The organism is Bacillus sp. FSL W8-0102, from assembly GCF_038007225.1.
Classification (GTDB): domain Bacteria; phylum Bacillota; class Bacilli; order Bacillales; family DSM-4216; genus Bacillus_O; species Bacillus_O smithii.
This window is the reverse complement of record NZ_JBBOWT010000001.1, coordinates 2,444,972-2,469,211: the sequence shown is the minus strand read 5'-3', so window position 1 is coordinate 2,469,211 and position 24,240 is coordinate 2,444,972. Positions and strand designations below refer to the sequence as shown.

20 protein-coding genes and 3 pseudogenes are annotated in these 24,240 nt (G+C 40.5%); 20 read left to right on the top strand and 3 right to left on the bottom strand.

All coding sequences use genetic code 11. The features are described 5' to 3' along the window. Positions 1 to 190 precede the first annotated feature (190 nt). From N1I87_RS11810 to N1I87_RS11785, 6 genes are all read left to right on the top strand, one after another. Positions 191 to 442 carry a YkuJ family protein gene (locus N1I87_RS11810; RefSeq protein WP_327797574.1) on the top strand — a complete coding sequence of 84 codons (252 nt, stop codon included), beginning with the start codon at positions 191 to 193 and terminating at the stop codon, positions 440 to 442. A 474-nt stretch (positions 443 to 916) separates the two neighbouring features. Then, positions 917 to 1,363, top strand: coding sequence for a cyclic-di-AMP-binding protein CbpB (gene cbpB, locus N1I87_RS11805; RefSeq protein ID WP_327803223.1), 447 nt, complete (start codon positions 917 to 919; stop codon positions 1,361 to 1,363). Positions 1,364 to 1,497: 134 nt separating this feature from the next. Next, complete coding sequence (locus N1I87_RS11800; protein ID WP_003354394.1) at positions 1,498 to 2,988, top strand: MDR family MFS transporter; 1,491 nt, start codon at positions 1,498 to 1,500, stop codon at positions 2,986 to 2,988. A gap of 44 nt (positions 2,989 to 3,032) precedes the next feature. Beyond that, a complete protein-coding gene (locus N1I87_RS11795; RefSeq protein ID WP_003354395.1) occupies positions 3,033 to 3,923 on the top strand; it encodes a LysR family transcriptional regulator in 891 nt (296 codons plus the stop codon). A gap of 139 nt (positions 3,924 to 4,062) precedes the next feature. Next, positions 4,063 to 4,773 (top strand): 2,3,4,5-tetrahydropyridine-2,6-dicarboxylate N-acetyltransferase, encoded by a 711-nt coding sequence (gene dapD, locus N1I87_RS11790; RefSeq protein WP_327797571.1) that lies wholly within the window; start codon positions 4,063 to 4,065, stop codon positions 4,771 to 4,773. Positions 4,774 to 4,887: 114 nt separating this feature from the next. Continuing rightward, positions 4,888 to 6,018 (top strand): N-acetyldiaminopimelate deacetylase, encoded by a 1,131-nt coding sequence (locus N1I87_RS11785; protein WP_341101896.1) that lies wholly within the window; start codon positions 4,888 to 4,890, stop codon positions 6,016 to 6,018. Between the two features lie 99 nt (positions 6,019 to 6,117). Here N1I87_RS11785 and N1I87_RS11780 read toward each other — a convergent pair whose 3' ends face one another. Next, positions 6,118 to 6,786, bottom strand: coding sequence for a helix-turn-helix domain-containing protein (locus N1I87_RS11780; protein ID WP_341101893.1), 669 nt, complete (start codon positions 6,784 to 6,786; stop codon positions 6,118 to 6,120). Positions 6,787 to 6,919: 133 nt separating this feature from the next. On the opposite strand from N1I87_RS11780, the gene N1I87_RS11775 reads away from it, so the two are divergent. The 11 genes and pseudogenes from N1I87_RS11775 (at position 6,920) to N1I87_RS11725 (ending at position 18,582) form a co-directional block, all read left to right on the top strand. After that, entirely contained in the window at positions 6,920 to 7,354 is a 435-nt protein-coding gene (locus N1I87_RS11775) for a hypothetical protein (RefSeq protein ID WP_340396170.1), read from the top strand. A 255-nt stretch (positions 7,355 to 7,609) separates the two neighbouring features. After that, on the top strand, positions 7,610 to 7,885 hold the full coding sequence (locus tag N1I87_RS11770; protein WP_340396169.1) for a hypothetical protein: 276 nt from the start codon (positions 7,610 to 7,612) through the stop codon (positions 7,883 to 7,885). A 407-nt stretch (positions 7,886 to 8,292) separates the two neighbouring features. Continuing rightward, positions 8,293 to 9,093: an erythromycin esterase family protein gene (locus N1I87_RS11765; protein ID WP_340396168.1), complete on the top strand. Its 801-nt coding sequence runs from the start codon at positions 8,293 to 8,295 to the stop codon at positions 9,091 to 9,093. A 29-nt stretch (positions 9,094 to 9,122) separates the two neighbouring features. Continuing rightward, complete coding sequence (locus N1I87_RS11760) at positions 9,123 to 9,389, top strand: hypothetical protein (RefSeq protein WP_340396167.1); 267 nt, start codon at positions 9,123 to 9,125, stop codon at positions 9,387 to 9,389. A gap of 240 nt (positions 9,390 to 9,629) precedes the next feature. Beyond that, entirely contained in the window at positions 9,630 to 9,827 is a 198-nt protein-coding gene (locus N1I87_RS11755; RefSeq protein WP_340396166.1) for a plantaricin C family lantibiotic, read from the top strand. 60 nt (positions 9,828 to 9,887) lie between these two features. Beyond that, entirely contained in the window at positions 9,888 to 10,085 is a 198-nt protein-coding gene (locus N1I87_RS11750; protein WP_340396165.1) for a class II lanthipeptide, LchA2/BrtA2 family, read from the top strand. 106 nt (positions 10,086 to 10,191) lie between these two features. Further along, positions 10,192 to 11,472 (top strand): annotated as a pseudogene (locus N1I87_RS11745) (IS110 family transposase). 392 nt (positions 11,473 to 11,864) lie between these two features. Then, positions 11,865 to 14,795, top strand: a complete 2,931-nt coding sequence (lanM, locus tag N1I87_RS11740; RefSeq protein ID WP_340396164.1) for a type 2 lanthipeptide synthetase LanM — start codon at positions 11,865 to 11,867, stop codon at positions 14,793 to 14,795. Beyond that, positions 14,792 to 16,972, top strand: coding sequence for a peptidase domain-containing ABC transporter (locus tag N1I87_RS11735; RefSeq protein WP_340396163.1), 2,181 nt, complete (start codon positions 14,792 to 14,794; stop codon positions 16,970 to 16,972). The genes lanM and N1I87_RS11735 overlap by 4 nt, the downstream gene beginning before the upstream one ends. Beyond that, a complete protein-coding gene (locus N1I87_RS11730) occupies positions 16,953 to 17,303 on the top strand; it encodes a hypothetical protein (protein ID WP_341101885.1) in 351 nt (116 codons plus the stop codon). The genes N1I87_RS11735 and N1I87_RS11730 overlap by 20 nt, the downstream gene beginning before the upstream one ends. Positions 17,304 to 17,400: 97 nt before the next feature. Continuing rightward, positions 17,401 to 18,582, top strand: a complete 1,182-nt coding sequence (locus N1I87_RS11725; RefSeq protein ID WP_040037972.1) for an IS701 family transposase — start codon at positions 17,401 to 17,403, stop codon at positions 18,580 to 18,582. A 41-nt stretch (positions 18,583 to 18,623) separates the two neighbouring features. On the opposite strand, the gene N1I87_RS11720 is transcribed toward N1I87_RS11725, so the two are convergent. Together N1I87_RS11720 and N1I87_RS11715 are read right to left on the bottom strand one after the other, a co-directional pair. Next, positions 18,624 to 18,926 carry a DUF2178 domain-containing protein gene (locus N1I87_RS11720; RefSeq protein WP_341101882.1) on the bottom strand — a complete coding sequence of 101 codons (303 nt, stop codon included), beginning with the start codon at positions 18,924 to 18,926 and terminating at the stop codon, positions 18,624 to 18,626. Next, positions 18,916 to 19,155, bottom strand: coding sequence for a helix-turn-helix transcriptional regulator (locus N1I87_RS11715; protein ID WP_340396508.1), 240 nt, complete (start codon positions 19,153 to 19,155; stop codon positions 18,916 to 18,918). Before N1I87_RS11715 ends, N1I87_RS11720 begins: the two co-directional genes overlap by 11 nt. A gap of 317 nt (positions 19,156 to 19,472) precedes the next feature. Here N1I87_RS11715 and N1I87_RS11710 point away from each other — a divergent pair. The 3 genes and pseudogenes from N1I87_RS11710 to N1I87_RS11700 form a co-directional block, all read left to right on the top strand. Then, positions 19,473 to 20,505: pseudogene (locus tag N1I87_RS11710) on the top strand (transposase); the annotation flags it as partial. Between the two features lie 304 nt (positions 20,506 to 20,809). Beyond that, positions 20,810 to 22,294: pseudogene (locus N1I87_RS11705) on the top strand (IS1634 family transposase); the annotation flags it as partial. A 289-nt stretch (positions 22,295 to 22,583) separates the two neighbouring features. Further along, positions 22,584 to 24,143 (top strand): IS1182 family transposase, encoded by a 1,560-nt coding sequence (locus N1I87_RS11700; protein ID WP_270584763.1) that lies wholly within the window; start codon positions 22,584 to 22,586, stop codon positions 24,141 to 24,143. Positions 24,144 to 24,240 lie beyond the last annotated feature (97 nt).

The window sequence follows — 24,240 nt, the reverse complement described above, 5'->3', positions numbered from 1 at the left end:
ATTTTTTGAAACTGTACACAAGAAGATGTTTATGCTTCCTTCATGTTAGCAGAGGCTAAAAAAAATTTGAAAAAAATAAAATAGTTGGCGGCTTAAAAGATGTATGGTATATTTCTCTTGTTTCTTTTTTTCTACACTAATTTGTACGGGCGGAAGTAGACCATTTATTTAGAAAGGGGAATCCTAGCGTATGTCACAATTGCTCGGCATTATTCAACGACTCAAGTCATTGCAAGAAGGGAGCGACACAGGAGAGGTCCAGCAACGGCTGTTTGAACTGAACGGTAAAACCATTTGCCAAGTTAAATATTTCCCAAATAAAGATACGTTTGAGTTAGAAGTGTTCGATCAAGACGGTAAATCCAAAAAGTATCCGTTTGATGACATCGATATGACCGCCATTGAAATTTTTGATTTACTTCAGGAAGAACGGCAGCAATAATCGAGTTCCCTTGTTGAGGATTTGGTCTCAATAGGGGATTTTTCATGTCAAAATACTGTAGAAAAGAATCAATTTCTGGTATAATGACAGAAATTCAAAATATAAATAACGAGTGCGGGTGAAACCGGTGACCTTTATCATTGTTTTGTTAATCATCCAACTTTTCTTTTTGCTGCTGATGTCTGCGGAGCTCGCAGGAACAAGAAAGGAATTGACGGAAATCCGTAAAATTTTGTCTGATCAATCTTCTAAAAAGCCGACGGATCGGTCATAGCTGTTTGGCAAGAGCGTCAGGTTCTTTCGGCAACGAACTGATAAAGTCCTTTAAGTGCTTTGTTTGCTGAACTTAGAAGGGCTTATTCCTTTTTTATATTTTCCAAGGTGTTTTAGGAGCAAGAAATTCGGGTATATGGTAAAATGTAAAAAGAAATCAAGCGCTTACATAAAGCGGTAATTTTATCTGGAGGAGATGGAATGATTTCTTTCCAAAGCGAAAAATTTTTAGAAACAAAGATTTCGGATTTCTTAATTCCTTCTGAAAAAGTAGCCCATGTACAGTTAGAAAACAGCTTGGAACATGCTCTTCTAGTTCTGACAAAAAGCGGTTATACCGCAATTCCTGTCCTGGATCCTCAATTTCGTTTACATGGGCTTATCAGTTCTCCAATGATAACAGAAGCAATCCTCGGTCTTGAACGGATTGAATTTGAAAGACTCGAACAGCTAAAGGTAAAAGATGTATATAATTCTAAAATTCCTACGTTAAAATCTGATGATCGCTTTAAAAAGGCGCTTGGATTATTGATTGATCATCCTTTTCTTTGTGCGGTGGACGACAGTGGATATTTTGAAGGCATTTTAACAAGGAGAATCATTTTAAAGCAATTAAACCGCCACGTGGATCAATTAAATCATTTTTAAGGGCTGCTCCCGGTATTGGGAGCATCTCTCTTTTTGGCAAATATCCAATCCCCGTTTAATAGGGCTGCATTTTCATTTCAGGAAGATTGAAATAATGAATGGGAATTCGCGATTGAAAAGAGGTGTTGTGGATGATGGATAGCGAAGCATCCGTTTCCGGTTTGAAGCAAACAAAGCGGCCTTATGTTCTTGCGGCTGTTATGCTGGCGATGTTCATGGGTGCTGTTGAATCGACGATCGTCTCAACGGCAATGCCTGACATTGTCTCTGATCTTGGAGGATTTTCCCTCTATGGCTGGGTGTTTTCTGCTTATCTGCTTATGAATTCGGTCACTGTTCTTATTTATGGGAAATTATCCGATCTGTTAGGCCGTAAACCAATCATTTCGATAGGAATCATTTTATTTTTAATTGGATCGACTTTGTGTGGGTTTGCTCAGTCGATGGGACAGCTTATTTTGTATCGCTTTATTCAAGGTATTGGAGCAGGAGCTGTCATGCCAATAGCGAATACGATTATTGGCGATATTTATACGAAAGAAGAAAGAGCAAAAGTACAAGGATATTTATCTAGTGTTTGGGGTATTTCGGCCATTGTCGGTCCCGCTGTCGGCGGAATATTGGTGGAATATGTCAGCTGGCATTTTGTTTTTTGGATGAACATACCTTTGGGAGTGCTATCGCTTCTTGGCATTTGGCTGTTTTTTCATGAACATTTAGAGAAGAAAAATGCCGAAATTGATTACTTAGGGGCGATTTTCTTTACAATCGCTATCTCCTCTTTTATGTTTTTGTTAGTGGAAGGCGGAGTGAATATTGGGTGGCGTTCAAATGCCAGCGTCGGAATATGGTTTGGAATAGTCCTTTTTTTGGGCTTATTTATTTGGCAGGAAAAGCGGGCAAAAGAGCCTCTCGTTCCGTTTGCCATTTGGAAGGTCCCTTCTATTGCTATTGCGAATGTGGTTTCCTTTATAACGGGAGTGATGCTGATCGGCATTAGTTCTTTTCTTCCAACGTATGTACAAGGTGTGATGGGAGAAAATGCCACCATTGCCGGATTTGCCTTGACGGCCATGTCCATTGGTTGGCCGATTGCTTCTACCGTATCCGGAAGATTATTATTAAAAATTGGGTACCGATATACTTCGCTGCTCGGAGGGATCTTTCTTGTTATCGGTGGATTGCTTTTTGTTTTCATGAAATCGTCCTCAGGTCCGTTATGGGCGGCTGTCTCTTCGTTTTTCGTCGGAGTGGGGATGGGATTAACATCCACCGCTTTCATTGTATCCATTCAAAGCACGGTTGAATGGCAGCAAAGAGGGATCGCCACAGCTACCAATATGTTTATGAGAAATCTTGGAAATACAGTCGGTGCTGCTTTGCTTGGGGGAATTTTAAACAGCCGCCTCCAGCGTTATTTGGAACACCGTACAGATTCTCAACATGCTTCTATCAATTCAATTAATTCTTTGCTCGGCAACAGCGGGAATAGAGGGATTCCGTCTAGTTTAGTCTCCGTTCTGAGAAACGGTTTGTCCGCTTCCCTGCATACTGTATTTTTGTTTGTCTTTTTCTGCGGTCTTCTCTCTTTTGTTTTGGTGATGTTTTTGCCTAAAAAAGAATAGCGAGAATTTCTTGCAAAATAGAACGAACAGAAGGGAAATAGGTCATGTCTTTTTCGGAGTTTCAACTATTATCTGTTCTGGCTCAAGAAATGAATATGCGAAAAGCGGCTGAACGGTTGTTTGTATCTCAGCCCGCTCTTTCTCAGCGTTTGCAGAACATTGAAAAAGAATGGGGAACAAGGTTGTTCAACCGTTCCCCAAAAGGATTGACTTTGACACCTGCCGGGGAATTGGTGGTGGATTTTGCAAACGAAATTCTGGAACGAAAAGAAAAAGTGCTGGAAAAAATCCATTCATTTGAATCGGAAGTACATGGTACGCTAAAAATTGCCTGTGCCTCCATTGTAGGGCAAAATTGGCTTCCGAAAGTATTAAAGCAATTTGTCGAAAAGTATCCTCATGCCAAGATTTCATTGATGACGGGATGGAGCAGCGAAATAGCGAAGGCGCTTTATGAAGGAGAAGTGCATATAGGCATCCTTCGCGGTACACCCGATTGGAAAAGCCGAAAAATTCATTTATTCAAGGACAGGCTTTACCTGGTTGACAAGGAAATTCGCCGAGTCGAAGAAGTATTGGAAACCGACAGGCCGTTTATCCAATTTAAAAGCGACTCCAACTATTATCAAGAAATCCAGAATTGGTGGCATCGTCAGTTTCAAATGGCCCCAAAACGAACGATTATTGTCGATCAAATCGAAACGTGCAAGCAGATGACGTTTAACGGGATCGGCTATGCGATTCTCCCTGCGATCACGCTTCATCAGTGGGAATCAGATTTTTATAAAATTCCTCTTCACGATGAACATGGGCTGCCAATGGCGAGAGATACTTGGCTAATGGGATATGATTCCGCCTTTGAACTCAGACAGGTGGAGGCTTTTGTGGAAGTAGTCAATGATTATTTGGCAGAGCAGTCGACAAGTTTTGAATAAAATCTCTTGTACTAAGGACTTTCCTTTGCTAAAGTAGTATCAAACGTTCATCTGCTTTTACGGCGGTTTGTGTTCAACCGCTGCAAAAAATACATATTGAGTGGTTTGCCAAATATGGACAAGGAGGAAGAGTTTTTTTATGAAAATGTTGGACGCACATGAGATCATTTCATTTATCAGCAACAGCAAAAAATCTACACCAGTAAAAGTTTATATAAAAGGAAATTTAGATGGAATCGACTTTGGTCCTTCTGCCAAAACCTTTATTAACGGAAATACAGGTGTAGTGTTCGGCGAATGGGCGGAAATTTCACAAGCGATTCAAAATAATGAAGATCGCATTGAGGATTATGTAATCGAAAATGATCGCCGCAATTCTGCTTTGCCTCTAATTGATTTAAAAGGAATCAATGCACGTATCGAACCTGGTGCCATTATCCGCGATCAAGTGGAAATCGGCGATGGGGCCGTCATCATGATGGGTGCCGTCATTAATATTGGCTCCGTTATCGGCGAAGGAACGATGATTGATATGAATGCGGTTCTTGGAGGACGTGCGACTGTCGGGAAAAACTGCCATATAGGAGCAGGTGCCGTTCTTGCAGGCGTCATTGAGCCTCCTTCTGCAAAACCTGTCATTATTGAAGATGATGTGCTTGTTGGCGCTAATGCGGTGATTTTGGAGGGTGTAACTGTCGGAAAAGGTTCGGTCGTAGCAGCCGGTGCGATCGTAACAAAAGATGTTCCGCCTAATACGGTGGTGGCCGGTGCTCCTGCAAGAGTGATCAAAGAAATTGATGAAAAGACAAAATCCAAAACAGAAATTATGCAGGAACTTCGGAATTTATAATGTGAATCAGCGTGGATGCCAGCATCCACGCTTGTTTGTAGTTTGCAATAAATGGGCGGATGAACTTTCTACGTTCCGCCGTTTACGGAAAAAGGAAAGAAAGGGAGAAATCGTATGGCTATCAGCCAGTTTATTCAAATACGCCGTGATTTACACCAAATTCCCGAGCTTGGCTTTCAAGAAGTGAAAACGCAGAAATATTTGCTTGATTATCTTCAAACATTACCGCAAGAGCGAATGGAAATAGAAACATGGAGAACCGGAATTTTTGTAAAAATAAAAGGACTAAAACCTGAAAAAACGATTGGCTATCGAACAGATATGGACGGGCTCCCCATCGAGGAAGAAACGGGTTTGCCCTTCCGATCCACACATCCAGGGCGTATGCATGCTTGCGGTCATGACGTTCATATGAGTATTGCCCTTGGTGTGTTAACGCATTTCGTTCATCATCCTGTCCGTGATGATCTTGTTTTTCTGTTTCAGCCTGCTGAAGAAGGACCGGGCGGGGCTTTGCCGATGATGGAGAGCGAACAAATGAAAAAGTGGAGACCCGACATGATTTTTGCCCTTCATATAGCCCCAGAATATCCGGCCGGTACGATTGCACTTAAAGAAGGACTGCTATTTGCCAATACGTCGGAATTGTATATTGATTTAAAAGGAAAAGGGGGGCATGCTGCCTATCCTCATAAAACAAAGGATATGGTGATAGCGTCAGCCCATCTGGTCACACAGCTGCAATCGATCGTATCCAGAAATGTAGATCCACTTGACAGCGCAGTCGTTACTATAGGGAAAATGACTGCCGGCACCGTTCAAAACGCTATTGCTGAAACGGCTCGATTGGAAGGAACCATTCGCACCCTTTCCCCGGAAGCGATGGAAAAGGTAAAAGAACGGATTGAAGCGATTCTGCATGGCATCGAGATAGCGTTTGATTGCGAGGCATCGATAGATTATGGTTGTCGTTATTATCAAGTGAACAATGATCCTGAGCTGACCCGAGATTTTATTCGTTTCTTGGAAAAGCAAGAGGATATCACATTTGTTCCTTGCCGTGAAGCGATGACGGGTGAAGATTTTGGCTACATGCTGAAAGAAATTCCCGGGTTTATGTTTTGGTTGGGAGTTGGTTCGCCTTATGGACTTCACCATTCTAAGTTAAATCCTGATGAAAAGGCGATTGAAACCGGTATTCAAGCTGTCACCTCTTACTTGGCCAGTTTGTCAAACCGCGAATGAAATTCGACGGATCATAAAAACGAATGGAATGGATTACAACAGGGCGTGCGTCTGGTATTGGCAGCGCCGCCTTTTTCTATATAAAATATCCATTAAACTCTATTTCGGTTTGTTTGGGGATATATCACAGCTAAGATAAAACGATGTCATACATTTTATTTGTTTTTTTTGCACCAAGTTTTTATCGAATTTTACTTTTTGAATCATAGGGTTATCTTTTGAATAAATCTCAACAATTGCTGTAATCCAGTTGATGTCTTTATTAATTTGTCGAACTCCAAATACCCATAGGCCTAGATCATCTAACTGTTTTATTTGTCTTGTCAATTCATTCTCCAATTCAAATCTCTGACTAATTTCTATCATGTCCCAAATGTCTAATACATCTGCTACCGTAGACAAAAAAACTTGAGTAAGTTCAACTTGTTCTTCTGTGTGACAGTCATGATAGTCATATCCAAACTGATGAGCATTTGAGAAAATTCTAACAAGCTCCCGACCATTTTCAATTCTTTTGAGGAAACAAACGTCAGCATACTTTTCTTTGCTTTCTTTTTTTATAGATTCGTCCTCATTAAACATGTTTTCAAGTTCTTCCAAATTAGTGTCTAAAGCATTTAAAATAGATAATAAGGTTGCACTCTCTGCTGTTCCAGTGGATTCTAACCTTCTTACAGTTCTTTCACTGACACCAGAAATTTCTGCCAATTGTGCTTGGGTCCATAGTTTTAACTTTCTTAGTTCTTTAATTTTTAACCCTATGTGCATTTGTATATTCTCCCCTTTTTCCTTTATTTGACTTCATTATATATCTAAGCTTATCAGTGTTTAAGGTAAGAAACAGGACAATTATAGGTCATTTACAGGACAATTTTAAAATCAGAAAAAGTGGGTGTTTTTATTGTATAGAGAACCTATTAAAAGGATACGAGAAACTGTAAGCGGATATAGGAAGTTGCTCGATATTCTGAAAGAGTATGAGGATAATAAGCAGATTTGTAGATTATCCAAAAAGAAAATTTCTGAAATATATGGACTTTCATATACGGGAACGTGTAAAAAGTTAAATTTCCTTTTACGGTATGGACTTATTAGGCAAGTTGATGGAGGATTTGTAAGAACGGGAAAGGAAGTTTTGGATGCTACTCCTTTCTCCTTATTGCCAAGAATTATGTTGTTAGTATTAGAAAGAGCAGAAGTTTATAGCAGCTTCAAGCAACAAGCGAAGTTACTTAATGTCTCATTCGAGGATGTGCAAACGGCCTGGGGATTTTATTCATATTTTTTTGGTTCAAAATACCCAGATAAAAATGAGCTGAATTTGTTAAAGCAATAAACAACAGCTATCGCATGAAGCATAGAATTTTCATTTTCAGCGATGAAACTGTTCAAAATTAATGAGCAAAAAGTGTCAATTTTACTTGACGGTTACACCAACCAGTCCTTCTCTAATAATCTATCATAAAGATAAAGGATATAGTTTGAAAAATTTTAAATATTTACAAAAATCGAGACATCTCTTAATTATTTCCTTTTTCTGGAAATTAATAGATAGATTATTCTAATCTCATAGAACGGAGGTGAAATGATAGTGAGAAGGAAAATGAAATCATTACTTATTTCAGGAGCATTGGCTACGTGTATAGCAGTAGTACCGAATGGGGCATCAGCGGATTATTCTTCTTATAACACTACAATTCCGCCGCTACAATACAAATATATAGCAGAAGGGCGGATGCATCTCTTTCAGGAAACCAACAACCAGTTTATTCTGGCGGAAGGTGCGGAGTACAGTATTCTGTTGTTGGCTCTGGCAGTGCCACTATTGGCTTTGGGACAAGGTATGGGGTCGGTGAGTTTAGTTTAAGCTTTGACCTAAACTCTGCTAGTGCAAAGCTCAGATTAAAAGCAAAGAATTTATACGCTTATATAGTTAATACAGTAAAGATTTGGGGTACCTGGATTGATTAATATGTCTCCAAAACAGACATGAGAGTTTCTTATGTCTGTTTTTCCAATTGTTAAAATATACATATTAATATAAATTTTGTATGTTAGTCTCGAATATGTAGGCTTTAAACTCTCGTATTCTAGTTGTTTAGGGAAAGCCCATAGGTAACTTAGGTAAATCATGTCATTAAATTTATAGGAGGATGATGATGTTTGGTTATAAAAAGGATATGCAGGGTGAAATTGACTGGCTACATGAGAAAGTACAACATATAGACTTACTGCAATTCGATTAATTATTCTGAACTGGATTTTCTGAAGTCGTTGCTGAAAGACAAAAAAGTAATCCTCTTAGGAGAGAATGGCCACGGGGTTAAAGAGCATACAAAGATTAAAATAAAACTTATAAAGTATTTATATCAAGAATTGGATTTCCGAGTTCTAGCATTTGAGAGTAATCTTGGTGACTGCACCTTTTCTTCAATGCAGCAAATGGATGTAAATGCGGAACAGCTTGTGAAGCAATCTCTATTTAAAGTGTGGCACACAGACGAAATGGTGGAGTTCTTTACATGGTTAAAAGATATGCAGTCATACAACTCGCCTTTTATTTTTACAGGCTTTGATATTCAACCATCTTCTAAGGAAAGTATAACGAGCGAGGCTCTGGTTTCCATTTTTTCATATATTGGAGAAGTGTACGGCAATCAAATACAGGAGTTGGAACAGGACATGCTGTATCAATATGCCCATTCTCGACGCAACACCATGTCGAAAAAGGAGAGAAAAGTGAAGTATAAAGAACTGCAAGCAAACTACAAAAACTTTTTGCTTCTATTAAAGCAAAATTATGCTCATTTACAAGGGGAGTTTGATCAGAAAACACTGTTGCTTGTCGAAAGAGTGCTGCAAAATCGGGGGCAGCTTGTAGACATGATGACGGCTAACTTTATGAAGGCCATAAAGATTCGAAACAAAATGATGGCCGATAATATTGTTTGGTTGGTTCAGGAAATGTTTGCAGGGGAGAAGATTATTATTTGTGCACATAATAGTCATATTGCCAAGAGGATTAAAGGAATGTTGGATTCAAATCAACATTTTCATATGTACCGTCTGAATTGAAGCAGAATTCTTATTCAATTGGACTGTTCATGTATAGTGGCTATGCCGCAGAGAATACTCGTCATGTATATGAAGTACAACAGCCAGAGCAAGACAGCATAGAGTTCAGGATGCAGAAAACGGGTCATGTTGTCAGTTTCCTGGACATATCTAAACAAAGCAAGGTACCAGAGAATCAATGGCTTTTTAAATACATATATACAATGGATGAAGGTAAGGATTTGAGCATAATTAAGCCAAGTTCCTGCTACGACGGTCTTATCACCTGTTCCAAAACAAACCCCCCAAGTATTTGAAGCTCTAAAGAATGTGATATAACTAGGATCGAACATCTGAAAGATGTGCAGAGATAAGATTTAAATACCTATAATAATTGTTGTCAATTGTAAAAAAATTGTTAATATTGTTGTAATTTATCAGAAAATGAATTAAACTTTAGATTATCATAAAGTTAATATTTTACCAATTATGTCATAAATGGTTATATTTAACTTTATGATGTTTGCTTTTACCATGTAACGGAAAGGAGGGATAATATGAAAATCGAAATCAGTAAATTACAAAAAGAGGTGCAACATGAACAAGTTACTTGGTTTGAAGAAGTTGTGGATCAAGAATTTGATGATGATGTATTTGGAGCATGCACTACAAATACATTTTCCCTTAGTGATTACTGGGGAAATAAGGGTAACTGGTGTACAGTCACTCATGAATGCATGAATTGGTGTAAATAATTTAGAAATGCTTTTATGGAATAATGGTCAAAAAATATTTTGTGAGAAGGGGATATGACAATGAACGATAATAAGTCTATTTCTAAAAATAGTTCAGAAATTGAACTGGAACTTGGAAAATATTTGGAATCAGATATGATTGCATTAACTGATGATGAAGTTGTTGGTGGAGGAACACCAACAATAGTTATTTCGGTAATTACGGGATTTATTTCAACTAATACTTGTCCAACTACTGCTTGTACTCGCGCTTGTTAAAGGAGCATTCCTGTTAGTAGTTTTTTCGGGGAAGCCCTCTTGGTATGATTTGGGGTTGTCAATCGCACGAATTGACCCCTAATTTGGATACCAAGGAGGACTATACATGAATTCTATCTCAAACAAGAAGATTAATCAAGTCACCGATCAAACGCTTGTCATTGGCATGGATATCGCGAAAAAGAAGCATTATGCCTGCTTTGTGGATGAGCGAGGGAGGGTGCTAAAAAAATCGTTTCCCGTTCCGCAATCCAGAGAAGGGTTGGAATGGTTGTACCAGTGCATCGTGAAAGCGATGGAGGAATTTGAAAAAACGGAAGTGATCCTTGGCATCGAGCCAACGGGACATTATTGGCTCAATCTCGCTTACTTTCTTGACGAGAGGGGCATTCCTCTCGTGATGACAAACCCGATGCACGTGAAGCGCTCCAAAGAGCTAGACGACAATCTTCAAACCAAACATGATGCGAAAGACGCGCTCGTCATTGCCCGGTTAGTGAAAGACGGCCGATTCAGCTATCCGCGTATTCTGAAAGGGATGGAGGCCGAACTGCGCACAGGGGCGACGTTTCGATCCAAACTCGTGGAAGAGCAGGGGGCGGTTCGAAATCAGATGATTCGCTGCTGGCTCGATCGGTATTTTCCGGAATTTACGCAAGTCTTTCCGTCGTTTGGGAAAATGGCGCTCGCTGCGCTGGAACAGACGCCGTTTCCGTCGGATTTAGCAGGGAAAGAGATCGAAGAGGTTCTCACCCTTTATCGGCAAAGCGAGGGGTTACAATCGCCACAAAAGCCGAAAGCGAAGAAGCTGATGGAACTGACCTAACACTCTATTGGCGTAACGGAAGGACAACAGATGGCCCGTATCGAAATCGCCACACTTGTCCGCCGGTACCTCCAATTGGAGGAAGAAATCGAGTCACTGACCCAGCAACTGACGGAACTTGTGCAAACATCCGTGGAATACGAATGGCTCAAAACGGTTCCGGGCTTAGGGGATGTGACTATCGTGGAACTGTTATCGGAAATCGGGAGTTTTTCCCACTATCAGGATCCGCGCCAATTATTGAAACTTGCGGGACTGACCTTACGGGAAAACTCCTCCGGCCAACACAAAGGGCAAAAACGGATCTCGAAGCGTGGAAGAAGGCGGTTGCGCGCCCTCCTCTTCCGCGTGATGATGCCGATGATCCGCCACAACGAAGCGTTTCGACAGTTACATGAATATTACACGACACGGCCCGATCATCCGTTGCGCAAGAAGCAATCCATTGTGGTGTTATGTGGGAATTTACTGAAGGTACTGCACGCTGTGTGTACGAAGCACCAGGCGTTCGATGCGAAGCGAATGATGCAGGACATCTTTGGTCTCGAAACGGTGGCTTGATGCCTACATGCCTTGCGATTGCCTAGACAACTAGGATGACACGGAGAAGCTGGCACGATATCATCCATTCGACCTTGAGTTCCTAAAGGAGCTTAGCTGGCCTCTGCCTGATGACTAGACCGAACGAAGGAATGTAGGCACAAGGATGCCCAGAGACATGGGAGGGTTCGTCATCATCAGCGATGCAGAGATCCAAGGTGCATCCCATACGCTTCCCTCACTACAATCAAATTTAACCAGTAGTGACCGCGAAGCGTACCCACCTAATGTAAGATATACACATATTTAAGAAATAATGTTAGGAACTTTGTCGAAAAAAATTTTTTTGACACTCCTGAAACGGCTACAACCGTTGATATATCAACATTTATAGAGGGAGAGATAGAATATTTATGGTTATCTATAGGAAAGAGTTTTATCCGGAACTTGAAAAGTCGGATTTCGATGAACACATTGCACCACTTCTCCAATATATTTATGATTTTCCTTTATATTCTCCAGATAATCTAAAGAATGTGGAGACTTTTAAGGACCGGGAACTTTATCCCTATCATAACCCTTGTAGGATGATTGCAAGAAACATCTGGGAGAAATTCTGGGACTCAAAGATGGACAAGTATCTCTTTGAGCCGGAATCATTCAAAAATGCTATCTGTGAGCTGTTCTCACAGATAGCTTTCTCCTACCTAATTAGATGTTTTGCTGAACATATTAAAACAATACCTAAGGGGTCTATGAATTCAAAAAATATTTATGATTACTATACCCAAAAATTAATGGATACAAAATTTGAAGAATTTGCTGGTATTTACTCAATTGCATGGGGAAGATGCAATAATCTATTAGAAAATAGGGCACTTGCAATCAAAGATACTATTCTGTTGACTCAAAAACATCGTCTGGAAATAGAAGGAAAATTCAACATTCCGTGCACTAGCCGTATTGTTTCTGTAGAGTCAGGAGGAGACACACATAATAACGGGTCTTCAGTCGCAATTATTACCTTTGAACAAGGAGAAAAGCTTGTTTTTAAACCAAGGTCAGTCTCCGGAGAACTTGGATATACTAATCTTATTCGAGAGATTAACAAATTTATTTCTCCAAAGATGCCTTCTCTGACTGTTGTTGATTTTGGTAATTATGGTTTTACATCGTTTGGAGAAACCAATGAAGAAAAGAAGGATATGTATCAAGCAGGTAGATTAGCATGTCTAATGTATTTTTTAAATGCTTCAGATATGCACTACAGTAATATATTATGGACAAATGAGGGGCCACTTCCAATAGATTTGGAAACTTTGTTTCATCCCTCTCGCATTAGGACTGGAATTCCTGAGTCTAAAAGAAGCGCGTATCATGCATTGGAGAAATCAGTATATGGTACAGGTATACTTCCAATAACATTAGGTAAAAAATCAAGTAATGACTCAGTTGATGTCGGGTTCACTGGTATTCGTAATCAGAATAGTGTAAGTCCTTTTAAAACCTTCGATATAATAGATGGTTTTTCTCCAGATATAAAAGTTGTCTGGAAACATCAAAGTATTGATAGTGATCTATCGACTGATTCCGATTTAGAATCGTTGATACATAAAAGATGTGACCAAATAATTGATGGTTTCACTGATTTTTTCATACAAATATTTCATCAAAAGGATTTGTTTATTGACGCAGTTATAAAGTCATTTAGTAATGCTAAACTTCGCTATATTCATAACATGACTTACAGATATGAACAAATTTTACGTATCTTAACAGATGCGGAGCCATCTAGGAATATAGACACGGCACATGCTTTATTGTCGCGCATTGGAATACTGAGTATGACAAGTGATGTCAATGTGGTTCTATCTGAATGTAAACAACTTTGGAATGGGGATATACCATACTTTTCCGTCAATTTTAAAGGAACAGAGGTTTTATGTGGAGATGAAGTTGTTTCTTCTATTTCAACAAGTACCGAATCACAATTTATTATGAAGATGAAGAATCTCACAAAAACAGACTTGACTAAACAAATCAATCTAATACGTCTAGCTTTTGTTGCTAAGTTAGCAGATCCACATGCTGATGGAAAGTTAAAATTAGAAAAATCCATTGAGGAAGAAAGACCTAGATTAGAAAGACTGAACACAGTAAAAGATAACAATGTTTTAAAGCATAAGGAAATAATTTCTTGGTTCTCAAAATCATTAACTGAATCACTTTTGGATGATCGCTATGAACATTTACCTAAAACCTGGATTGGTCCTGTTGCACGATTTGGGAGTCAAGGCTGGACGCCAGGAGTTTTAGGATACGATTTATATAACGGAAGAGTTGGTCCAGCACTTGCATTAGCAGTGGCCGGTAAACTTTTGTCGGACGATATTGCAATAAAAGCTTCTTACGATGTTTTTGAAAAATCAGCAAAAATTCTTGAAGAAAGAAGTTACGAACTTAGAAATGTCCTTCTTTCTGGAATTGGTGCATTTTCTGGAGTTTCAGGTTTACTGTGGACATTATTTGCAGCAGGGGATATCCTCGGAAACGAAAGATGGAAAGACATAGCTGTTAATTCTTGGCCAATATTGCATCGTTCATTGGAAAAAGAAGAAAATAATTTTTTCGATATGATTACGGGAAAAAGCGGTTCGATTGTTATGAGATACCGAATACAGGAAGATTTCAAATTAAGCGATGAAATTATCAATAAAAGTCTCTCATTGGCATATTCAAGAATAAATGATAGTGATGCTAAAACAACTTCAGGATTGGCTCATGGATATGGTCAATTACTTTGGTTTTTTGCTTTAGTCAATCAAAAACAAGAAAACAGCGAGATAAAAAGAGTGATTGAAGAGATTGATTCGATTATTTGTAACAAGTACACAAATAATAATGGAATCATAGTGATATATAAAGATGCCGGTGATGAGCATGTATCATCATCTTGGTGTAATGGTTTAGCAGGACTATTAATAGCCTATTACGAAGCATACAAATCAAAAGTTTTGCCTCGAGAATCAGTGCTAAATATAATTGATCAGCTAAAAAGGATCCCTATCTCACGTGTTCCGGTATTTTGTCACGGAAGCCTGGGAATAGTAGAGGCGCTTCAATATGTGAGTGAATCATTTCCAGAAAAAACATCTGAAATTCTTCTAGAAATAAAAACAACTTTCTGCTCTCCAGAATACATTTTTAGTTTCTTTAAAAACGGGAAAGGTCGCTATCCGTTAAGCCCAGGATTGATGGCGGGTCGAGCTGGTGCACTATTGCACCTTTGTAAATCTCTTGATCCTAAAATTAAAATTTCCCCTTTAACGCTTAATGTAACATGAAAATATTTTCTAAAATTAAAAAAAGAAGACTCACGCCATCTTTACAATTAGCACAATCAGAATGTGGGCTATGTTGTGTTAAAACAATTCTGGAGGCTTATGATTATCAAATTTCACTTACTGAGCTCAGACAAGTTAAAGAGCCGGGCAGAGACGGTCTAGGATTACAACAACTAAAAGAGTTGCTCTCTCATTTTGGAATGAATGCAAAAACTTATCAAATAAAAGACCCGAGGGCACTTAAGGTAATAAATTTTCCAATCATAGCTTTTTGGAAAGGATATCATTTTGTTTGTGTTGAATCATATAATGAACATGAAGTGATAATCATGGACCCATCGATAGGTCGGATAACAATATCCCAATCGGAATTTCTAGAAAACTTCCAAGAGTATGTAATAGTTGCTGAACCTGGAATAGATTTCAAGAAACGCAGTGTTAGCAATCTTTCTAGATGGAAAAAAAAGCATATTTGGCCATCTAATATGATAGGTCTATATTTAAAAATAGCTTTAATGAGTATTATTTTAGTTGGAATAACATTAGCGATTCCCATATTTACACAGCTAATAATTGACAATGGGTTTGGTGATGCTATTTCTTTTGCTACAATACTCGGATCTATCATCATAGCATTAATTATTATGGTAATTCTAAATTTTCTCAGAACATACTTCACAATAAAGATAATTTATCGTTTTAGATGGCATATTCTGAGTGGTGCTTTTACACGTGTTTTATCACTCCCAGCGAAGTATTTTACAGTAAGGGCGCCTGGAGAAATTATTTATCGTCTTAACTCCCTTACACGAATACAGGATGTTTTGGGAACAACACTAGTACAGGCATGTCTTGATTTGATAAGCGGTATATCAATATTAGTCTATGTTTTTTGGATATCACCATTGCTCGGAATAATGATACTGTTGTTTACTTTATCAACTTTTGCCTTTTTGATTATTACTCAGTCTTACGTAAGTTCTGCAACAGATAAAGAACTACATGAGGGAACTAACGCACAAAGCATACAGTTAGATGCTATAGTTTCAATAAATAGCGTAAAACTAGGAGGCTATGTTCAGTCCTATATCAATGACTGGGAACAACGATTCAAAAAATTCTTAAATGCAACAAGCCACAGAATGCGTATCCAGCAAGGAATAATAGGATCGATATTATCCGGAATACAAGTATTTGCTCCTTTAATTATTCTTGTTACAGGTATATATATGGCAGAACTAGGTCTCATGACACTCGGGCAAGCAATTGCGGTTCAGTCGATTGTGTCATTATTGTTCGTCTATGTGAATTCAGTATTTACAATTGTATCGGAAGTTCAGGTGGCAGAGCGGTATATTGTGTTAGCTGAGGATATATTTGAATATCCTATAGAATATTCTCGTAAGGATTCAAAGGAAATGGCTTCAGGATCAGTTTCTATTAAAAATGTTAGTTTTAGTTATACGTCCGATAGTATTCCGGCCATTAAAAATATTAATTTGAATATTTCTGATGGGGAAACGATTGCTCTTGTTGGGGTATCCGGATCCGGGAAGACTACGCTTGGGAAGATAATAGCTAGTTTATTTGAACCTACTAGTGGTTCTATATATTTTGGAGGAATTGAGTATCATGAATATAATCTTGATACATTAAGAGACTCAATTAGCTATATTCCTCAAGAAGCACATTTGCACAATCGAACTATAATGGAAAATCTCAAACTTGGCAGTAAGCGTACAGAAGCAGAAATACGGGAGATTTGTGATTCGTTGGAATTTCTGGACTTTATTAATAAGCTTCCTATGGGTTACAATACAGTAATATCAGAAACGGGAGCAAACCTATCTGGAGGACAAAGACAACGTATTCATATAGCGAGAGTTTTACTTCAAACACCCAAATTACTGATAATGGATGAAGCGACTTCATCACTTGATAATATTTCACAATCATATGTTTATGATACATTATCAAAACTTAAGTGTACAAAAGTTGTTATAGCACATCGTTTAGAGACTATTCTAAATGCTGATCGTATTGTAGTTCTTGAAAATGGATGCATTGTAGAAAGTGGACTTCATGAGGAATTAATTAATAAAGGTGGCTTGTATGCAAAATTGTTTGGTGCGGAGCTTGAAAAGGAGAGAGTTGAAAATGCAATTGGTAGTAGATAAACTAGTTCATGCAGTGGCTAGTTTCTTTTCGGATGAAATAGAACATACTAAATATAAGATAAAAGAACTTCTTTCCCGGCAAGATGTTGTATCACATGCTGAGATAGCATCTATGAATTGTTTACATGCATTATTGGAATATCATGTGTGGAGACTGTGTCAAAAAACTTTTGTATATGAATTTCACAAATATCGAGAAAGTTTATCTTATCCTGTTGATCCTTTATCATCAAAAGCATTTGATCGATATGTCAGTTCAATCGATAAGGAACTCATATGCAATTGGTTTACAAAATATGATTTTTTAACTATAGATGAGCAAATTCGCTAACATAAATTTACAACCAAACAAAAAAAGAGACATGAACCCGATTCCTTGATTAGAATAGATGTGTCACCAAAACTATTCACAAGGAGGTTCATGTCTCATGAATAGATTAGCACATCATCAAGGAATCCACAAGTTTTTCACGATGTTGGGGTTGGCACTTTATTTTTCAAAACCTGTCATGAAGCATCTCGTTCATATCGTGGATGCGCTGACCACCAAAGGATTTGCGGGAACATTGACCGATCTTCATCATTGGAGCTTTCATCCGAACCACCGCACGACACTCAGCCATTTTTTCACGAAAAGCCCTTGGGATGAAGAGACGCTGCTTCGCAAACTTCAACAGTGGATGCTTCGTCGTGTCGAACGCATCGCCAAACAGGAGAATCAACCCCTTTTTGTTTCGATCGATGATACGATTTGCCAAAAAACCAAGCCTTCGTCACAGGCAACGCACGCCATTCAAGGGTGTGATTGGCACTATTCTCACACAGAGAAAAAGTCGATCTGGGGACATTCTCTCGTTTGGCTCATGGTTCATACGATGACCCAGGCTTTTCCCTTTGCGTTCCGCCTCTACGACAAGGCGGCTGGGAAAAGCAAGGGGGAACTCGCGATCGAGATGCTTTCTTCTTTGGATGTACACCGTCCTGTTTATGTGCTGATGGACTCTTGGTATCCATCGCAAACGCTCGTGGAAGCTTGTCTGAAAAAGGGATTCCACGTAATCGCAATGCTCAAGGCCAATCGGCTTCTTTATCCAAAAGGCATTGCGGTTCAGGTGAGGGAGTTTGCCCGCTACATCGAACCGAAAGACACTCACCTCGTCACGGTGGGAGAAGAGCGTTATCGGGTTTATCGCTACGAAGGCTCTCTCAAAGGTCTCGATGATGCCGTGGTGCTGCTCGCTTGGAAAGCCGATCAGCCGATGACATCGGAACATCTTCACTGCGTCTTGAGCACCGACCGGGATCTAAGCGATGAAGAGATCTTGCGCTACTATGCCCAGCGTTGGTCGATCGAATGTTTTTTCCGTCAAGCGAAAGACCAGCTGAAACTCGATGGATACCGCGTTCGCGGACGTCGGGCGGTGAAACGCTACTGGATCTTGGTGCAGCTTGCTTACGTGTACAGCATGTTCGAGTCGAACAGCGATTTTTCTGATGGGCTCGATCTTCTGCGCAAGAGAAAAGGACATAGCCTCGTGGAGTTCATTTACCGTGCAGCGAAACAAAATATTCCCATTGATACCGTGAAAAAACAGCTCCACGTGGCATAAGGGGTACCCTGTTTGTCTCTTTTACATGGTAATTATTGTAATTAAAATTGCTCAACTACAGTAAATAAGAAGAAAATTTGCCACATATATTCTTTCGGGAAAATCACGTCGCAAAAAACTACTCCACCTAACATTATGAGGGCACTTTTTAAATTTATTTGATTTGTTCTTTCGTCAGCCTTACCCATTTTTTTTTGAAATACGTATGTCAGAATCCCTCCGACTAAAAGCAATACAATACCGATACCAATAAGCATATTCCAATTACCAGTTGATTCTTCCGCCCAAGTTTTTAAGGGATAAAAGATTTTATTTGATATTTCTGATATAGACTCAATTTTCATTTTGATCATCTCCTTTCACATAAGTAAAAATATCGTTTACATCAACATTAAAAAAATTGGCAATTCGAAAAGCTAACAGCAGAGTCGGAACATAATTTCCTTTTTCCATTACGTAGATGGTTTGTTTGGAAACCCCGACTTTCTCTGCTAATTCTTGCTGAGACATTCTGGCAAGTACACGGAATTCATAAACCATATTTGATATCGAATCACCAAAATCCTTCTTCATGACCATCACCTCTTTAATCAAATTATAAACTAACTTTTACAAAAGTAAAGTAAACTTTATATGACAAAATAGAAGTACACAGAATTGCAGAGAAAAAGTACAGAGTCTGCACAAAATAAAAAGGCTTGCCGGCCCCAACAAAACCCTCTACTGTTTTAGTGTCATCAAAACAGAGAGGAGAAATTGAAAGGATGCTGGCAATGCGAAATCAATTATATCAAGCATTTAAAAGTCCGGTGAAAAAGTCCGCCTAAGCAGTTTTTTCCCACGGTGTTGCCGAATTATACGGTAACAATGAATTGAAAGAGTGATGGAATATGAAAGCTCATAAGCCATCGGCCATCCAGCCTCAGATGTTTCAATTTGTGGACATGGATGAACTTGTGCCAAAAAAGCATATCCTGCGTCAAATCAACGAAGCGCTTGATTTTTCCATCGTTCATGATTGGGTGGCGCCGCTGTATACGGAACGTACCGGCCGCCCGGCCGCTGACCCGGAGCGGATGGTTCGACTGATGCTACTTTCCTACCTGTTCAATCACTCCGAACGCGAATTGTATCAGCTGCCGCCCATGCATGCGGGCTATTTGTGGTTTTGCGGATTGGACTTCGAATCCGTCCTGCGCCCGGAACCATCGCGGCCGTCCCTGCCGGATCGGACGACCTTGGTGAAGACCCGGAAATTATAGCGAAAACACGGCATTTTCGATAGGCTCATGAAACATGTCGTCGACCAGTGCATTGCTGCCGGATTGGTTCAGTCCGATGTGCACGTATGCGTCGACGGCACCCAGGTACGGGCTAACGCGTCCATCCACAGCTTGAAAGAAATCACCCTGGCCCCGGTGGAGTCGATCGAAGATTACCTGACCGCACGACCGAGAAGACGGGCAACCTGAAGGTGACAATCCTAAGTCTGACGATGACAACCCGCCGTCCGCACCATCCGCGTGAAAAAAGCAACAGTTGGAAGACGAGGCGATGCATGAAGATTTTCATGGCAAAACGTTCTCGAACAAAACGAATCGCAGTGTGATGGATCCGGATTCCCGCTTGTACAAAAAGAGCAATGGTCAGGAAGCGCATTTGCGGTATTTGGTGCACCATGTAACGGATGTCCAGTCCGGCGTCATTTTGTCTACGCAAGCGAGCATCGCGTCCGGGACGGCTGAACGCGAGACGAGTTTGCAGCAACTGGCCGCGATTCGCTTTGCCCATCCACAAATCCAGATTCGTACGCTCTCTACCGATAAGGCCTATGGAACGACCGATTATCTGCAAGCACTGTGCGAGCAAGGTACTATTCCCTTGGTGTCGCTCCGCAATCTGATACTGGAAGATACACCTGCCTAGAAACGTCAAACGAACGATCCGGAGAGACAACGCAAGCGGTAGGAAGATCTTTCGATCGCGAGCTTTTGCGATGTCCTCTTTTTTCTACTTTTGGACTCAAAAAGTGCGGCCAAAAATGACCATTCTTTTTCGACCCGAGTTCGACAGTTTTGAGGCCATTTTAGGCAAATGAAAATGGCCAAAATGCTGTTATATCAAAGATTTCGCGATGCGGATCCTAGAAAAAAACACTGAATTTCATAGGCACACGACTTGTTTATTTTAACTTTTAAAACAGCTGAATATCGGTTATAATATAGGCATGTACATACGGCGAGTAACACGCAAAAACAAAGATGGAACGACCGTGGCGTATCTCCAGCTTGCTCACAACGAATGGGATCCGAAGGCCAAATATGCGAAAGCGAAGGTGATTTATTCGTTTGGGCGCGAAGACGAGGTGGATCGCGCTGTCTTGGAGCGTCTGGCCAAAAGCATTTCGCGATTCCTTTCTCCTGAGCAGGCTTGGGAAATCGAGACGTTGACAGGAGAAGTGTCGGATGACTTTCAGTTTCAATCAAGCAAACGCCTTGGTGGCGCTTGGCTTTTGGATCAGCTCTGGAGACAACTGGGATTGGGAGAGATTCTCCACTCCTTGTTTGCCTCCCGACATCATCAGATTCCGTTGGAACGGCTGATTTTTGCCATGGTGGCGAATCGTGCCCTTCATCCGTCAAGCAAGTTGGCGATGGAGGAGTGGGTGGAGAAAGACGTGCATATCCCTCATCTTCCCCAAGTCGCCGGCCACCAGTTGTACCGGGCGATGGATGAGCTGCTGGCTGTGCAGCCGGAATTGGAACGCCAAGTGTTCCATGCCGTGGCCGATTTATTGAACCTGGAAGTCGATTTGATTTACTTTGATACGACTTCGTCGTACTTCGAAGTGGATCCATCCGAAACACCAGAAGGAGAATCGCTTCGAAAGCAGGGGTTTTCCAAAGATAAGCGTCCCGATTTGGTCCAAATCGTCATTGGACTGGCCGTTACCCGGGAAGGAGTCCCCATTCGCGCTTGGGTATGGCCTGGCAATACGATGGATATGACGGTCATCAAACAGGTGAAACAAGACTTGATTGGCTGGAAGCTTGGGCGTGTGATCAGCGTGATGGACCGCGGATTTTCGTCTGAAGAGAATTTGCGAATCTTGCAACAGGCCGGGGGACACTACATTGTCGGCGAAAAAATGCGGTCCGGCAAGGCCGCCGTCGAAGAGGCCCTAAACCGTCGCGGGCGCTACCAACAAGTTCGCGAGAACTTGCATATTAAAGAAATCATCGTGGGCGACGGAGAAGCGCGTCAGCGCTATGTTCTCGTGTACAATCCCAGCGAAGCCGAACGCCAACGCAAGGAACGGGAAAAGCTGCTCGAATCGCTGAAAGAGGAGTTGGAGGGGCTTCGCCAACTCCCCAATGAAGCTCATCATAAGGCCACCTGCCGGCTGCGTTCCCATCCGTCCTACGGAAAATACTTGCGTCAATTGAAGGATGGAACGCTTCGCATCGACAAGCAAGCGGTTCGTGAAGCGGAAAAGTACGATGGCAAATATCTCATCCGAACCTCCGATGACACCTTGTCTGCCGAGGATGTCGCGCTTGGGTATAAGCAACTGGTGGATATCGAGCAGGCCTTTCGGACGTTGAAATCAACACTCGAGCTGCGCCCCATGTATCATCGCTTGGAAGACCGTATCCGGGCGCATGTGCTGCTCAGTTGGCTGGCTCTCTTGCTGGAGGGTGTCCCAAAAGTATAGCTTTTAGGGACACCCATTTTTTGTGAATGGTTCTTTGAACCTGGTCTGTTGATTTCCGTTCCAGGCGCTTCGCTTTCCGCGGGCGTGCCGGGGAGCCTCCTCGTCGCTTACGCTCCTGCGGGGTCTCCCCTGTCCCGTACTCCCGCAGGAGTCTTCGCGCCTTCCACTCCAATCAACAGAGTGAAAAATTAATCTTGAAACTCTGTACAAAAAAATAAAGAAAATCGTTCTTTTTTGGTATAATTTAGTCACTACAACCAATCTACCGGAAAGGAACGATTTTCTTATGTACATAAATTATACCACGACAGGACAATTAGTTCTACCAATGGATATAGAAGTTCTAATCCCCGAACATCATCTTTGCCGAATTGTGGATTTGGCAGTAGAAAAGATGAATCCAAACATCCTTCTTTCTCTTCATCCTGGTGGCGGCCGCCCGCCTTACCATCCCAAAATGATGTTAAAAATTATCCTTTATGCCTACGTCAATCGAATTTATTCTTCCCGGCAAATTGCTAAACAACTGGGAGAAAACATTTATTTTATGTGGCTTTCGGGAAACCAAAAACCTGATTTTCGTACAATCAATCGATTTCGCTCCAATCGTATGAAGGATGTCATTTATGAAACCTTCTTCGGAATTGTGGATCTTTTATGCCAGGAGGGGTTAGTAAAGCTTGAAGATTATTATTTTGATGGAACGAAAATTGAAGCTAACGCTAATCGATATACTTTTGTTTGGAGGAAGGCGACCGAAAAGTTCGATACAAAGCTGGATGAGAAATACAAACAGATCGTCTTATCGATTGAGGAAGTAATGAAAGAAGATGAGCAAGCTGAAAAAGAAATGGATTTTCAAGAAAAATTGGAGGCAGCTCCTGTTACCTCCGAGAAAATCCAAGAGACCATCAAAAAGGTAGAGAAAAAATTAGAACAGGAACCTACAAATCGAACCCTGAAAAAAGCAAAACGACAATTGGAAAAGGATCTTTTGCCCAGAAAGCAAAAATATGAAGAACAAAAAGCAACATTTGGCGACCGAAACAGCTATTCAAAAACGGATAAAGATGCCACTTTCATGCGCATGAAAGAAGACCACATGAAGAACGGTCAATTAAAGGCTGGTTACAATGTACAAATCGGAACGGAAGGACAATTTATCACAGGGTTCAGTCTACATCAACGTGCCGGAGATCCCGGCTGCCTAATTCCTCACTTTGAATTAATGAAAAAGTATAATCGGCCAAAACCAAAGACACTCATTGCCGATTCTGGTTATGGTAGCGAAGAAAACTATGATTATTGTGAAAAGGAAGAAATGGAAGCACTGGTTAAATACAACACATTCGATAAGGAACAAACAAAAGCTTGGAAAAATCAAATCGGTAAATTGGAGAACATGACTTATGACGAGGAATTAGACGAATGGATCTGTGCAAATAATAAACGACTTACCTTTAGTTACGAAAGAAAACGGAAATCAGAAAATGGGTATGAATCGGTGAAACGAACTTACATGTGCACAGACTGCTATGGATGCCCTTTTCAATCTTCTTGTGCAAAAGGAAAGAACACAAAAAGCATCAGTGTTTCCATGAAGAATCAGAAGCAGCGCCAAGAAGTCCGTGAAAGATTAACCTCGGAGGAAGCGAAAAAGAAGTATAGACAACGAAAAATAGAAGTGGAGCCAGTATTTGCTCAAATTAAGCACAACAGCCACTTCCAACGATTTACATTAAGAGGCCTTTCCAAAACAACGGTGGAATGGGGTCTTATTTGTGTTGCCCACAATTTGAAAAAGTGGGCAACATACACTGAAAAACAACAAAAAGTGAGGGAATAAAACAGGGGAATGATCTTCTGTGCACGAATTACAACCAATAATATCCAATAAATCATTCTAAAGAAAAAGGCTGAGCCCTAAAAAGTCGATTTTATCG